Raw genomic sequence first — 13,387 nt, 5'->3', positions numbered from 1 at the left:
GGCCCCACCCCCCCCCCCCCCCCCCCGGTGCGCGCACTCGTCTCGGGCGGGCACTCCGCGCACAAGACGCCCAAGCGCCCGGGCCGTTCCCGTACGGCCGGGCGGCGCGGCGCCGCGCGGTTGCGGGCCCGTGCCCGCGGCCCCGGCGGTGTGGATCCGGCGGCGTCCGCGTCCGGCGACGGCGCTCGCGTCGTTCGCGCCGCGGGGGGCGGTGAGGACCGTGTCACGGCCGGGCGCTGGTCCGTGCTGCGCCCCGAACCGCTCAACCCCACCGTGCGGGCGCAGGCCCAAGCGGAGCTGTTGCTGGACCGCTACGGCATCCTCACGCGCGGTCCCGTGGCGGTGGAGGACGTCCCCGGCGGGTTCTCCACCGTCTACAAGGTCCTGCGCGCACTCGAGGACGCGGGCCGCGCGCGGCGCGGGTACTTCATCGAGGGCCTCGGCGCCGCCCAGTTCACGCAACCCGCGACGGTTGACGTGCTGCGCAGTTTCACGGACGACGACGCCGCTCGCAAGGCCGAACCCCGCGTCCTCGCCCTCGCGGCCACGGACCCCGCCAACCCCTACGGTGCCGCGCTGGACTGGCCGGAAGCGGTGGCTCTCGAATCCAGCACCAAGCACCGCCCGGGGCGCAAGGCCGGTGCCGTGGTGGTGCTCGTGGACGGGGCGCTGATCCTCTACCTGGAACGTGGCGGGAAGACCGCGCTCGCGTTCGTGTCAGACCCGGCCCTGCTGCGCCTCGCGGCGGAGGCCGTGGCCGAGCTCGTGCAGCGCAGGGCCATGGACTCGCTCGTGGTCGAGAAGGTCAACGGCGACTCGGTGCTCTCCTCCGAGGACCTCGTGACCGCGGTCCGGGACGGTCTGCTGGCGGGCGGCTTCTACCAGACCCCGCGCAGCGTGCGGATGCGGGCTCCCGTGGGCGGGGGCAGGTCCGGCTGATACCACTTTGATACCTTGAGGGGCATGGCGATGACTTTGCGGCTGACCGAGGACGACGAACTCGCTCTCGCCGCCCTGGCCGAAGCGGACGGCATCAGCCGTCAGGAAGCCACGATCCGAGCCATCCACGAAGTTGCGGCCCGGAGAGGTCACGAGCGGCAGGTGACCGAAGCGTCGGCGCGTGCACGTGCACGCTATGCCGATGTGTTGGACCGGCTCGGGCGGTGACGCGGTACCTCACGACCGAGGACCTACTCGTGGTGATCAACGATCTCGGAGTCGGCCCATTGCGCGATGTGGGGTTGCTGGAGGCCACGGCGAGTGGCCGAGCCGATCTCCATGATGTCGCCGCAATGCTGCGACGGTGGCACTGACGCCACAGCTGCGAACTGCCGCCGAGCCCACTCCCGTTCGACACTGAACACCCCACCCTACCTAGGAGGCCCAGGTGCCTGAAGGTGATTCCGTCTACCGCCAGTGCAAGATGCTGCGCGAGGCGCTGGAGGGGTCCGTGATCGTGAGCTCGGACTTCCGGGTGCCCTCACTCGCCACATCGGACGTGTCCGGGCGCACGGTCGTGGCCGTGGTGCCGCGGGGGAAGCACATCCTCATCCGACTCTCCCAGGCCCCCGATGCGGCCGAGCTGAGATCCGGGGCCGAGCCCCTCACCCTACATTCCCACCTCATGATGGACGGCACGTGGCGAGTCTTCGACCGGGAACCGGCGGGGGGCGCCACAACCGGCTCCGGCGGGGAACCACGAGCGGCACGCAGCAAAGGTGATGCTCCGGCCGGAAGCGGGCGAGCGGCGTCGTCGTCACGAGCAAGGAACGGAATGCGCACGAGCCGACCCGGGGCGAGTCCCTACCGACCGCGGGGACAGGCCCGGCGGGGCGGCAGCGTGCGATCGCGTGCGGAGGCGAGGACCCGGCTCAGCGCGGACGTGGCGATCGGGCAAGGCTCGCACACCATCCGTGCGATCCTGCGCACCGAGGACGTGGAGGCCGTGGGTTTCGACGTCAAGGACGTCCGATTGGTGCCTACCCGCCTGGAGGACGAGCAACTCGTGGGGTACCTGGGCCCGGACATCCTCGGACCGGACTGGGACCTGGAGAAGGCCCTCGAGCGGCTGGGTGCGCAACCGGACCGGGCGATCGGCACCGCGCTCATGGATCAGCGCAACCTCGCGGGGATCGGCAACGTGTACCGCGTGGAGGTGCTGTTCATGTCGCGCACCAATCCATGGGTCACGGTCGGCTCCCTGCCGGAGGGCAAGCTGCGCGAGATCGTGACGCTCGCGCACAAGCTGCTGCACCTGAACAAGGACCGCTCGATGCGCTCGACCGTGGGGCAGGCACCGCAGGGGCGCCCCCTGTTCTGGGCGTACGGCAAGGACGGCCAACCGTGTCCCCGGTGCGGCGCGGTGCTGCGGCGCGGAGAGATCGACGACGCTCTGCTCACCGTCCCCGCGCCGGACGGCACCACGACGGCGCCGGGCACCGCAGTGCAGCACCCGCGCAAGATCGTGTGGTGCCCGCGCTGCCAGAGCGAGTGACGGGCTGACGAAAAGGGAATCGGCTGCGGGGTGCGCCCGGGCCTGTCAGGACCGGAACGCACCCCGTGCGCGCGCCGTCGGCGAATCCGGACGTTCCGGTTCGTGGTGCGTCAGCGGGTGACCCAGGTCTTGCCCGTGACCGAGGACCAATGGACGGTGTAGCCCTTGGAGAAGCGTTGGCGCATCTCGGAGCCCACGCGGTACTCCTCGGTGACGGGGTAGCCCCACCCTCGCTCGAAGCCGGCGGCCTTCCAGCGCTTGCCGATCACGCCGGTCTCCTTGATCACGTGCGCGCCGGAGGACGGGGACCACATGAACTTGTACTGGGCACCGCCCGCGGCCCTGAAGTTCTGGTACACGCCGCCGTTGACCAGGCCGCCGCGTTCGTTCATGGTCGGATAGCCGAACTTGGCCGCGCCACCCAGTGCTTGGTACCGGCTCTTGATGCCGCCCTTGACCGTGTAGGCCGGGGGTGCCACGGGCTTCGCGGCCACGGTGTCGGCCTGCGGGCGCGGCGCTGCCGCAGTGACCGTGCGGGTGACGTCCGAGGGACCGCTGCCGGCCGGGTAGCCGTAGGAATCCACGGTGCCCACCAGGCGCCAGCCCTCGCCCGTGCCGGACAACCGGCCGTCCACGTAGGTCAGTCCGATCCCCACGACCTGCATCCGGGGGTCCGTGAGGACCTTGTTGTGCGCGTGGGAGCCCTTCCACCAGTTCATGAGGTCGGGAACCGAGTTCTGCCACGACAGCGCGTGGATCTCCCCCGCCGCGTTGTACCCGGCGGCCCGGCGGTCCGTGAGGAACAGGTTGCTGTGGTCGATGACCTCTTCCTTGACCAGTCGGTCGGACTGGCTCTGGGCGATGCCGGACAGCGACTTGGAGTACTTCACCGGGGCCAAGCCCTTGGATGCCCGGTGTTGGTTGATCAGGTTCAGGAGCTTCTGCGCGTCCGCCGCCCGCGTGCTGCTGGACACGGACACGATGTCGGAGGGTGCGGCCTGCGCGGGGGTGCCGGTGAACAGGCCCCCGCTCAGGATCATGAGAGCCGCAGTGATGGTCGCGGCCAGGTTCGAGAAGGCTCGTCGGGTCGGGGAGTACCCGTCGAGGGCAGGAATGCGGTGATGTGACATGGGGACCATTTCGTCGTTGGGCGCACGCGCCCGCACCTCCGTGGCATGACACCACGAGGGTGTGACAGACGTACGCGCTGTGGGGGGACAGCTCGTGGTGGCATGTGCCAACCGACTCGGGGCTGTGTGTACGACAGCCCCTGTACGGGCCCGATGAGGGGGGAAGACCCGCTGATAAGGGTACCCCGGGGTAGCCGGGTTTTGGTGTGTTACATCACGCTCGGTCGGAACGTTTCGGCATCCTTCGACGGATGGTCAACCTTGCCCTTGCAGGTCAATGTGTCAGAAGTTCGCTGGACGCCCCGGATTGACGAGCCGTGTGGGCGCTGGGTGACAGACGTGAGCTCACGGTGATCATCTCACCCGTCATGGGATGGGTGAAGGTCAGGGAGCGGGCGATCAACTGCATGGGGTTGTCCGGGTCCTCCACGTCGAAATCGTCCAGCGGCACCGGGTACAGCTTGTCCCCGCGTAATGGGAGGCCCAACGAGTTCATGTGCACCCGGATCTGATGGGTGCGCCCGGTCAGCGGAGCGATCTCGTAGCAACCCCACTGCCCCGCGTCATCGGTGAAGCGTTCGAGCAGGCGGATGTCCGTGACGGCGTTGACGTCACCCGGTTCCTCGAAGGCCTGCACGACTCCCTGGATCTTGCGGATCCGGGACTCCACGCGCACCGGCTCCTTCCCCACCCGATCATTGACGCGGGCCACGGCCCAATAGGTCTTGGTCACCGTGCGCTCCTGGAACATGCGGTGGAACACCCCGCGGTCCGCCGCGTGCTTGCTCAGCAGCAGCACCCCGCCCGTGGAGCGGTCCAGCCGGTGCACGGCGGAGATCTCGTCGTTGTGGAACTGGCACCGCGCAGCCACCACCACGGAGCGGCGGACGTTCTCGCCCTTCGGTGTGCTGCACAGCCCGTGCGGTTTGTCCACCGCCAGGATCCATTCGTCCTCGTACAGCACGTCGAGGGTGATGGGCGCGGCGTCGTCGTCCGGGACCGGGCGGTGGAACCATACCGAGACCCCCGCTTCGTAAGGGGTGGCCGGGGTGACGACGGCGCCGTCGTCCTCGCGGACACGACCGGCGGCGACCTCGTGGGCGAACCACGCGGCGTCGTCCGGGAAACGCTGCTGGACGTAGTCCGCGGCCGTGGTCGGGAGACCGTCCAGAGCCCGCAAGACCGGGTCCGGGGAACCCGGGCCGGGCATCCGGACCCGCGCGGGCCCGACGCCGCGCACCGTGGGTAGCGGAGGGTTCACGCGTCGTCTCACTGCGTGTCCGATCCGGCGGTTACCATGGCCTGGAACCTAACACATGACCGTGAGGCGGCCTCGTGAGCGAGCACACCAGCCCGGAGCGCGTGGTGCTCCTGGACGATCAACACCAACCCACCGGAACGGCCCTGAAATCCACGGTTCACACCGAGGACACCCCCCTGCACCTGGCGTTCTCGTGCCACGTGCTCAACTCCCGCGGCCAGGTCCTGGTGACCCGCCGCGCGCTCGGTAAGCGCACGTGGCCCGGCGTGTGGTCCAACAGTTTCTGCGGTCACCCGGGCCCGGACGAGTCCTTCGAGGACGCCGTCGCCCGCCGTGCCCAGCAGGAACTCGGTCTGGAGATCCGCAACCTCACCGTGGTGCTGCCCGAGTTCCGCTACCGGGCCACGGACGCCTCCGGGGTCGTTGAGAATGAGTTCTGCCCGGTGTTCATCGCCGTCGCCGACGACGATCCCCGTCCCGCCGAGTCCGAGGTCGCCGAGTACTCGTGGGCCGCCCCCCACGACCTCGTGGCCGCGGTGGAGAGCGCCCCGTTCGCGTTCAGCCCGTGGCTCGCGGACCAGATCCGCGAACCCGTGCTACGGGAGGCGCTGGGCTGAGGGCCCAGGTTCACCATCCTGGATCGGGTCACCTTTGGCCGTTGTGTGTTGATCGTCCCTCGGGTTATTCGGGGCGTAGAAATCTGGCATCAGTGTTCTTCCCCAGCGCACCAAATTACCTCCACCCTCGGTGAGTGGGATCGACTCCACCAGCTTCTCCGGGGAGCACCCGACATACACGAGGCAACGGGAGGCCACCAAGACGGTCAGCGAGGTAGAAAGCACAAGGTTTTTCCTGAGCTGGGTCTGCTTCTCCAGGCCATGGGCGTAGTTGTTCCGCAGGCTCTTCACTTCTCTCTTCCACAGGTCGTGTGCCCCGGCAGCCGTCCCACAGATTATCGGCACCAGTGGCTGTACATCGTCCAAGATGTCCTGGATACGCTGATCAAGTGTGGGTTCTCCCAACTGGCTATTGAGGACACGATTTTTCAGGGTGGAGGCTATGAGATCGTCTATTTCCCCTTCATCCTTGACCCTCGCGATGATGTCCCCGATGGCGCGACGGGCCTTTTTTCTTGAGCTTTTGTCAGGGCACCGGTTTTCCCAGAGTGAAGCTTGCGGTGTAGCCCCCTCCAGCGACATGACCATCGTGGAGAAGTCTGCGTCCACGAACCGTTCGCCATGCGTGCCACGAGCTAGAACATTCGCTGTCAGTTCAGGAGCCCGCCCCAGTTCTGGACGTCATTCCAGCCAGGCAGCAATGAGCTCGACGCCAGACTCGCCCCTCCGAGCGGCCATGCCGTCATGACGTTGATCGTCTAGGGGATCTTCAACCATCCAACCGTCGACCTCCAACGGCCGCTCGGGCCCTCCGGCGATCCTCACTCGGTACCGGACGACCACAGCCCGGTTCATACGCAGCAAGGAGAAGAACTCCTGCCGTTCCTCAGCTTGGTCAGAAGTGCTCTCCAGGGACGCGATCGGAGCTTGCGCCCAGGCCTCCAATCCGCTCAGATGCATGAACAGGCAAAGTGGGGTGATCTGGGTCGATGCCATACACGAGCTCGCGCACCACGCGCCTATTCCACCCGCAAGTGATTACTCCTCGTGCATTTACTGGGGCCATACCGAGCACTCGGCCCCGACGGTCGTCCCTGCCTGCCGGCGATGGCCGCACGCTGCTCTCCGTGCACCCGGTGGGGCCGTCCTTCGAGAACGCCCCCTATGCCCAGACCCGGGCTTTCTACACCAGGATGGGTTTCCTTCCCCTGGAGGAGCACGAGGACCTCGAATGGCCGGGCCCCACGCTCATCCTGGTCCGAGCCTTGCCCGCGACAGGCCAAGGCCACACTGAGAACCAGGACCACACCCAGGGGACATCAGCACCACCAACCAACGGGGCAGGCGGCGTTGGGAGCGAGATGTCGGGGAATCGATGGGGCCCATGAAGCGAGTGTATGGGGAGGTGCTCAGGGATCCGCGCACGCCCCGACGCGAATTCCTGGTGGAGTAAAAGCACCCCACCACGGGGAAAAGCTGCGATAACTCAGAAAAGGCAGCGGGGGCACCGGGCGAGCCGCAGCAGCACCGGGCGATAAACTCCTCACACACCCCACCCGTCCTCCCAGGAGCCCCGCGATGTCCGAATCCCCCGCCCACCGCGCCGCGAAGGCCGCGCACTCCGTGGACCACCTGTTCGGTGCGCGGGCGCTGCGCGTGCCGGGCACGTACCTGGGGGCTGTCGCGTTCCCGCGCCCGTGGCGGGGGCCGTGGCACTACTGGTGGCAGGCCCATTTGCTGGACGCGTTCGTGGACGCCGCGGCCCGCGAGCGCCACGCCGGCAACCAGGACACCGCTGAGCTGGCCCGCTCCCGCGCGCACCGGTTGCTGCGGGGCATCGCCGTGCACAGCGGCGGGCGGGTGACCAACAACGTGTTCTTCGACGACATGGCCTGGCTGACCCTCGCCGTGGGGCGCCTGCGTGACGAGGACCTCGCCGCCACGGGCCGCACATCGCGCGCGGTGCAGGACGACGGCGCCGCTCTGGCCACGCGCCTCGCCTCCGGTTGCGACGACACCATGGGCGGCGGTGCGTGGTGGAACACCACGCGGGACTACAAGAACACGGCGTCCACCGCCCCGGTGGCGCTGACATTCCTACGCATGCACCGCACTGCCGAGGCTCGCGCACTGCTCACGTGGTTGTTCGACACCCTCTTCGACGCCGAGCGCGGCGTGTTCCTGGACGGCATCCGCATGGCCGCGGCGGGCTCCGGGAAGGAGATCACGTCCGTGGACCCGCACGTCTACACCTACAACAGCGGCCCGGCCCTCGGTGCGGCCCTCGAGCTCGCGGAGGTCACCGCGGATCCCGCCGAGCACGCACTGTGGCTCGACCGGGCGGCACGGCTCGTCCACGGCGCGGCCCGGGAGTTCACGGTCCCCGGCCCCCACGGTGCACCCGTGTTGCGCGGCCAGGGCGGCGGTGACGCCGGGCTGTTCACGGGCATCCTGGTGCGCTACCTGGGCGAAGCCGCGTCGTCGTCGTTGCTGGACGACGACGCTCGGGCCACCGCCCGCGCGCTCGTCACCGACACCGCGGACGCCTTGTGGGACGGGCGTCGGGAATTCGATCCGAACGAGGACTTCACGGTGCCCGCCGCGGTGCGAGCGGTGGGCGAGACGGTCGCGGTGTTCTCCCCCGAACCGGCGCAGCACGCGAACCAGGCGCAGCGGGCCGGCGCCCCGGTGGAACTCAGCACGCAGGTGCAGGCGTGGACCGTACTGGAAGCTGCCGCGCGTTCGGCTGATCGCTGAACTCGGCCGCTGACGCCGCGGATTCCTGGCCCGCGGGGGCGTCACGACGGTAGAAACGAACCATGAGTTCAGTACGCACCCCGGACCCCAACCCTGGCTGGCTCAGCGAGGACGACCTCAATCGTGCCCGCGCGTCCCTGCCGATCGTGTACGTACAGGCCATCCCCGTGCGCCTGGACCCGCTCGGTTGTCTGTCCGAGATCGGGTTGTTGCTCACGCCCAACGACGAGGGCCGCATGGTGCGCACGTTCGTCTCGGGACGCGTGATGTACCGCGAGACGGTGCGCGCGGCGCTGCTGCGTCACCTCGAGAAGGACCTGGGACCGCTCGCCATGCCGCAGATGCCGTCCACCACGGTCCCGTTCGCGGTGTCCGAGTTCTTCCCGTCCCCGTCCGAGACCGGGCTGACCGACGACCGGCAGCACGCGGTGGCGCTGAGCTACATCGTCCCCGTGCGCGGTGAGTGCGAGCCCCGTCAGGACGCTCTGCAGTTGTCGTGGATGACCCCGGACGAGGCGCTGTCCACGGATGTCCAGGAGGAGTTCGAGGGCGGGCGCGAGGACCTCATCCGCCAGGCGATCGCCCACGCGGGCTGGGGCCGCTGAACAGCGGATGATCTGCCCGGGGGGCGTCACGTGCCCCCGTTGGCTGCTTGCCGCATGAGCGGGATCGCCTGGGTGTCCGCCGCGACCATGGCCCAGTAGCTGTGGGACAGCCCGCTGAGGCTGCCCAGGATGCCGGCCACACCCGTGGCCAGGAAAAACCGACCGGCGTGGGCACACAGCTGTCCCGTGGTCAGCCCGTGATGCTCCGGGACGGGCACCACCGGTTCCGACGCCCCCAGGTTGGACAGCAACACACCGAGCATCCCGCATGCTGTGATGAGAACCCCCGCCTGGGTCTGGTGCGTGAACCGCGCGCGGATGGGCTCATTGCGCGCGTAGATGGAGGTGAAGGCACGGACGGTAGGACCCTGAAGAATTCTGTGACCTGACTCACCGGATTGCGCTCGTTCTTTCGGCATCGGGTGGAGGGGACACCACATTGTCTCTCGCTTTCGCGCAACCGGCACAATGGTGTGGTGTCCAGCACCGAATCCCCCTCCCCGTTCACCTTCCGGCTCCACACGCGCCTGCGTGATTCTCCCGTTCCGCAGCAGCGCATCCGGGACAATGGCGGCCAGTTCCAGGCCCGCACGGGCACCATCACCACGCCGCACGGCCCGATCCGTACCCCGGCGTTCATCCCGGTGGCCACGCAGGCCGCCGTGAAGGCCGTGCTCCCGGAGTCCATGGCGGCAGAGGGCGCCCAGGCGATGCTGGCCAACGCGTACCACCTGTTCCTCGAGCCGGGCGACGACATCCTGGACGCCGCCGGCGGGCTGGGCACCTTCATGAACTGGCCCGGCCCCACGTTCACCGATTCGGGCGGGTTCCAGGTGATGTCCCTGGGTTCGGGGCTCGGCAAGGTCATCGACATGTCCGCGCTCACACCGTCCCCTGGGGGCGCACAGCCCGCCCCCGGGCACAAGCGCATGGCGCGCGTGGACGACGACGGCGTGTGGTTCCGTTCCTACCTCAACGGGGACCTGCACCGGTTCACGCCGGAGGTCTCCATGCGGGTGCAGCACAACATCGGTGCGGACATCATGTTCGCGTTCGACGAGCTCACGACGCTCCACGATTCCCGCGAGTACCAGGAGGACGCCCTGGAACGCACCCGCAAGTGGGCCCTGCGCTGCGTGGCCGAGCACTGCCGGCTCACCGAGGCCCGTGCGGAGAAGCCCTACCAGGCGCTGTTCGGGGTGATCCAGGGCGCCCAGTACGAGGACCTACGGCGCATGGCCTGCCGGGATCTGGCCAAGATGGGCTTCGACGGGTTCGGGATCGGGGGTGCCCTGGAGAAACGTCAGCTGGGGACCATTGTGCGGTGGTGCACGGAAGAACTGCCCGAGGAGACCCCCAAGCACCTGCTGGGCATCTCCGAACCGGACGACATCTTCACCGCGATCGACAATGGCGTGGACACCTTCGACTGCGTCTCCCCCACTCGCGTGGCCCGCTCGTCGGCCGTCTACTCCCCCGATGGCCGGTTCAACCTCACGAACATCCGCTTCAAACGCGACTTCACGCCCATCTCGGACACGTGCCCGTGCTACACGTGCACCCACTACACCCGCGCGTACCTGCGTCACCTGTTCAAGGCCAAGGAGCGCAACGCCGCAACACTCGCGTCCATCCACAACGAGCGCTTCATCCTGGACCTCGTCTCCGGCGCGCGGGACGCCATCGACGCGGGGACGTACTTCGACTACCGTGACGATTTCCTGGCGAGGTACTACGGCGCGCCGTCGACCTCCCCTGTTCCTTCCGAAACGGGAGGCCCGCGATGAGCGACCCCAAGCCCGTGCACGCCACCCCAGGTGTCCTGCGCCGCGTGAGCGCGTGCGCCGGCGTGGTGCTCGCGCCCAATCCCGGGCCCATGACCCTCGACGGCACCAACACGTGGATCCTCTCCGCCCCGGGGGACGGCCCGGAGCACCCGAACTACGGCCACCACCCGTCCGCGCAGGGCCGGGGCGAGTGGCCCGGACCGGACGTCGTCGTCGTGGATCCCGGGCCCCTGGACGAGGCGCACCTGCAGGCGGTCGCGGCGACCGGGACCGTGGTGCTGATCCTCGTGACGCACCGCCACGGGGATCACACGGACGGCATCGACCGGCTCCACGAGATCACCGGTGCGCCCGTGCGTGCGGCCCTGCCCGAGTTCTGCCGGGACAGCGGCGAGCCCCTGCGGGACGGCGACTGCATCCTGGCCGCGGGCGTGAGCATCCGCGTGCTGGCCACCCCCGGGCACACCTCCGACTCCATGTGCTTCCGGTTGCCCCACGACGAGCCGGAGACGGTCATTACCGGGGACACCGTGCTGGGGCGCGGTTCCACCATGATCGACCACCCGGACGGTTCCCTGGGCGACTATCTGCGCTCCCTCGAACTGCTCGGTCAACGCTCGGGCGTCACGGTGCTACCCGCTCACGGCGCACCCCTGCCGGATCTGCAGGAGGTGTGCGAGGAACTCACGGAGCACCGGCTCGAACGCCTGGATCAGGTGCGGGAGATCGTCGCCGGACTCGGCCGCGACGCGAGCGTCGAGGCGATCACGGACGCCGTCTACGCCGACGTCCCCGCCGGGGTACGGCGCGCCGCGGAGCGCTCCATCGCCGCGCAGCTCGCCTACCTGGGGTACTGACCCGGGGGCACCTCGTCTACTTGGGCTCCCGAGCCGGGGGCACGACGACGCCGCTCGCGCCCTCCTACCGCGCGTTCGCCTCCTCGAGGGCGCGCGTGTCGTAGCCGGGTTCGCGGCGCTTGATCCAGCCGATCACCGCGTACGTGACCGGCATGATCACGACCTCCACGAGGACCTTGTAGACATAGCCCACCAGGACGTAGTTGAAGAACGCGGACCACGAGTCGATCCCGATGATGGGAGCGGCGATCGAGCAGAAGATCACGGTGTCCACGAGTTCGCCCACCATGGTGGAGGAGATCAGCCGCGCCCACAGGTGCTTCTCCCTGGTGCGTTCCTTGACCTTGACCATCACGTATGCGTTGAGCAGCTGACCCACCAGGTAACCCAGCAGGGAACCCGCCACGATCAGCGGGACCGGGCCCAGCACCGTCTCGAACGCGCTCTGGTTCTCGTAGAAGGGCGCCGGCGGCAGGATGATCACGATCCAGAACACCAGGGAGGAGAACGCCCCGAAGAAGAAGGACGTGATGATCGCCTTGCGTGCGGCTCGGAAACCGTAGACCTCGGAGACCACGTCCCCCAACACGTAGGCCAGTGGGAACAGGAAGAACCCGCCGTCCGTGATGATGGGGCCGAACTGCACGCCCTTGGTCGCGCCGATGTTGGAGAGCACCAGGATCACGCAGTACGCGGCCAGGATCACGTCGAAGTACGTCCGGGGGCGGCGCGCGAAGAGGGACTGCCGTTCGCCCTGCGCGAGCGCGGCGGTGCGGGAGGAGGAAGTGTGGGGCGGGGTGGCGTCAGACACGGGTGTCCTTGGGATGTACGGAAGGGTCAGGGACGTCGTCTGCCACCCGGCGTCGAGCCCAGTGTAACGGGGTGGTGCGCCGAGTCGCGGGCACGTCCCGCCCGGGAGCACAATAGCGTGCATGAGCGAAACCACACGTAACCAACCGCCCGTTGCCATGACCGTCGCGGGCTCCGAGGCCACCGGCGGTGCCGGGGCGCTCGCGGACATCAAGACCTTCACGTCCCTGGGGGTCTTCGGATCGCTCGCGCTGACGTGCATCGTGGCGTTCGATCCCGAGAACGACTGGGGCCACCGCCTCACGCCCGTGGACCAGCAGACCCTGGCGAACCAGCTGCAGACCATTTCCGCGGCGTACGACCTGGACGCCGTGAAGATCGGCATGCTGGGTTCCCCGGACACGATCCACACGGTCGCCACGGCCATGAAGGACCTCGCGCCCCGCCACCTGGTGCTGGACCCGGTGCTGATCTGCAAGGGCCAGGAACCGGGCGCCGCGCTGGACACCGATCAGGCGCTCAAGGCACAGATGCTGCCCCTGGCCACGTTCGTGACCCCCAACCACTTCGAGTCCCTGTCCCTATCCGGGATGGAGGAGATCAACGACGTGGAGGACCTCAAGGAGGCGGCCCAGCGCATCCACGACTCCTGCGGGGCCACCGTGCTCGCGAAGGGTGGCGTGCGGCTCTCCGGCCGGGACGCCGTGGACGTGTTCTACGACGGCTCCACGCTTGAGGTGCTGTCCGAACCCAAGGTGGGCGAGGTCCCGGTCTCGGGCGCCGGCTGCTCGTTGGCCGCGGCCGTCACCGCAGAGCTGGCCAAGGGCGCCTCCCCGTTCCAGGCCGCCCGCACCGCCAAGAGTTTCGTCTCCGCCGGCATCCGGCACCGGCTGGGATCCCACCTGCCGTTCGACTCCCTGTGGCAGGGCGGGCTCGCTGCCGAGGCCTGACCGAACACCGGCGACGAAGTTCCTGAAAGCCCGCGGGGAATGCCCTGAAGTAAGGGGCATTCCCCGCGGTCATGCGGTGGAATGGGGGAAGAACACACACGGCCCGTCAGTGCCCCGTC

14 protein-coding genes and 1 pseudogene are annotated in these 13,387 nt (G+C 68.7%); 9 read left to right on the top strand and 6 right to left on the bottom strand.

Going from position 1 to position 13,387, the window contains the following annotated elements; genetic code table 11:
• The 3 genes and pseudogenes from A5728_RS08235 to A5728_RS08225 form a co-directional block, all read left to right on the top strand.
• Positions 1 to 939: pseudogene (locus A5728_RS08235) on the top strand (ATP-dependent helicase); the annotation flags it as partial.
• Positions 940 to 963: 24 nt separating this feature from the next.
• Positions 964 to 1,167, top strand: coding sequence for a hypothetical protein (locus A5728_RS08230; RefSeq protein WP_064846562.1), 204 nt, complete (start codon positions 964 to 966; stop codon positions 1,165 to 1,167).
• A 220-nt stretch (positions 1,168 to 1,387) separates the two neighbouring features.
• Positions 1,388 to 2,494: a DNA-formamidopyrimidine glycosylase family protein gene (locus tag A5728_RS08225; RefSeq protein WP_064846561.1), complete on the top strand. Its 1,107-nt coding sequence runs from the start codon at positions 1,388 to 1,390 to the stop codon at positions 2,492 to 2,494.
• 110 nt (positions 2,495 to 2,604) lie between these two features.
• On the opposite strand, the gene A5728_RS08220 is transcribed toward A5728_RS08225, so the two are convergent.
• Both A5728_RS08220 and A5728_RS08215 read right to left on the bottom strand, forming a co-directional pair.
• Positions 2,605 to 3,624: a CAP domain-containing protein gene (locus tag A5728_RS08220; protein ID WP_064846583.1), complete on the bottom strand. Its 1,020-nt coding sequence runs from the start codon at positions 3,622 to 3,624 to the stop codon at positions 2,605 to 2,607.
• A 274-nt stretch (positions 3,625 to 3,898) separates the two neighbouring features.
• Complete coding sequence (locus tag A5728_RS08215; RefSeq protein ID WP_064846560.1) at positions 3,899 to 4,885, bottom strand: pseudouridine synthase; 987 nt, start codon at positions 4,883 to 4,885, stop codon at positions 3,899 to 3,901.
• A gap of 74 nt (positions 4,886 to 4,959) precedes the next feature.
• On the opposite strand from A5728_RS08215, the gene idi reads away from it, so the two are divergent.
• On the top strand, positions 4,960 to 5,502 hold the full coding sequence (gene idi / locus A5728_RS08210; RefSeq protein WP_064846559.1) for an isopentenyl-diphosphate Delta-isomerase: 543 nt from the start codon (positions 4,960 to 4,962) through the stop codon (positions 5,500 to 5,502).
• On the opposite strand, the gene A5728_RS14135 is transcribed toward idi, so the two are convergent.
• Both A5728_RS14135 and A5728_RS08200 read right to left on the bottom strand, forming a co-directional pair.
• Complete coding sequence (locus tag A5728_RS14135; RefSeq protein WP_156523414.1) at positions 5,482 to 6,111, bottom strand: HEPN domain-containing protein; 630 nt, start codon at positions 6,109 to 6,111, stop codon at positions 5,482 to 5,484. The genes idi and A5728_RS14135 overlap by 21 nt on opposite strands.
• 72 nt (positions 6,112 to 6,183) lie before the next feature.
• Positions 6,184 to 6,498 carry a hypothetical protein gene (locus A5728_RS08200; RefSeq protein WP_064846557.1) on the bottom strand — a complete coding sequence of 105 codons (315 nt, stop codon included), beginning with the start codon at positions 6,496 to 6,498 and terminating at the stop codon, positions 6,184 to 6,186.
• Positions 6,499 to 7,080: 582 nt separating this feature from the next.
• On the opposite strand from A5728_RS08200, the gene A5728_RS08195 reads away from it, so the two are divergent.
• Together A5728_RS08195 and A5728_RS08190 are read left to right on the top strand one after the other, a co-directional pair.
• A complete protein-coding gene (locus tag A5728_RS08195; protein WP_064846556.1) occupies positions 7,081 to 8,259 on the top strand; it encodes a glycoside hydrolase family 76 protein in 1,179 nt (392 codons plus the stop codon).
• Positions 8,260 to 8,321: 62 nt separating this feature from the next.
• A complete protein-coding gene (locus A5728_RS08190; RefSeq protein ID WP_035963988.1) occupies positions 8,322 to 8,864 on the top strand; it encodes an NUDIX hydrolase family protein in 543 nt (180 codons plus the stop codon).
• A gap of 26 nt (positions 8,865 to 8,890) precedes the next feature.
• On the opposite strand, the gene A5728_RS14130 is transcribed toward A5728_RS08190, so the two are convergent.
• Positions 8,891 to 9,127, bottom strand: coding sequence for a hypothetical protein (locus A5728_RS14130; RefSeq protein WP_156523413.1), 237 nt, complete (start codon positions 9,125 to 9,127; stop codon positions 8,891 to 8,893).
• A gap of 213 nt (positions 9,128 to 9,340) precedes the next feature.
• On the opposite strand from A5728_RS14130, the gene tgt reads away from it, so the two are divergent.
• Together tgt and A5728_RS08175 are read left to right on the top strand one after the other, a co-directional pair.
• Positions 9,341 to 10,651 (top strand): tRNA guanosine(34) transglycosylase Tgt, encoded by a 1,311-nt coding sequence (gene tgt / locus A5728_RS08180; protein WP_367402662.1) that lies wholly within the window; start codon positions 9,341 to 9,343, stop codon positions 10,649 to 10,651.
• On the top strand, positions 10,648 to 11,508 hold the full coding sequence (locus A5728_RS08175; protein WP_064846553.1) for an MBL fold metallo-hydrolase: 861 nt from the start codon (positions 10,648 to 10,650) through the stop codon (positions 11,506 to 11,508). The genes tgt and A5728_RS08175 overlap by 4 nt, the downstream gene beginning before the upstream one ends.
• A 64-nt stretch (positions 11,509 to 11,572) precedes the next feature.
• On the opposite strand, the gene A5728_RS08170 is transcribed toward A5728_RS08175, so the two are convergent.
• Positions 11,573 to 12,319 (bottom strand): queuosine precursor transporter, encoded by a 747-nt coding sequence (locus tag A5728_RS08170; protein WP_064846552.1) that lies wholly within the window; start codon positions 12,317 to 12,319, stop codon positions 11,573 to 11,575.
• 121 nt (positions 12,320 to 12,440) lie between these two features.
• Between A5728_RS08170 and A5728_RS08165 the strand changes: the two genes are divergently transcribed.
• Complete coding sequence (locus A5728_RS08165) at positions 12,441 to 13,268, top strand: hydroxymethylpyrimidine/phosphomethylpyrimidine kinase (RefSeq protein ID WP_064846551.1); 828 nt, start codon at positions 12,441 to 12,443, stop codon at positions 13,266 to 13,268.
• Positions 13,269 to 13,387: the final 119 nt, after the last annotated feature.

Source organism: Kocuria sp. ICS0012, assembly GCF_001665945.1.
Classification (GTDB): Bacteria; Actinomycetota; Actinomycetes; order Actinomycetales; family Micrococcaceae; genus Kocuria; species Kocuria marina.
This window is presented reverse-complemented; position numbering and strand designations above follow the sequence as displayed.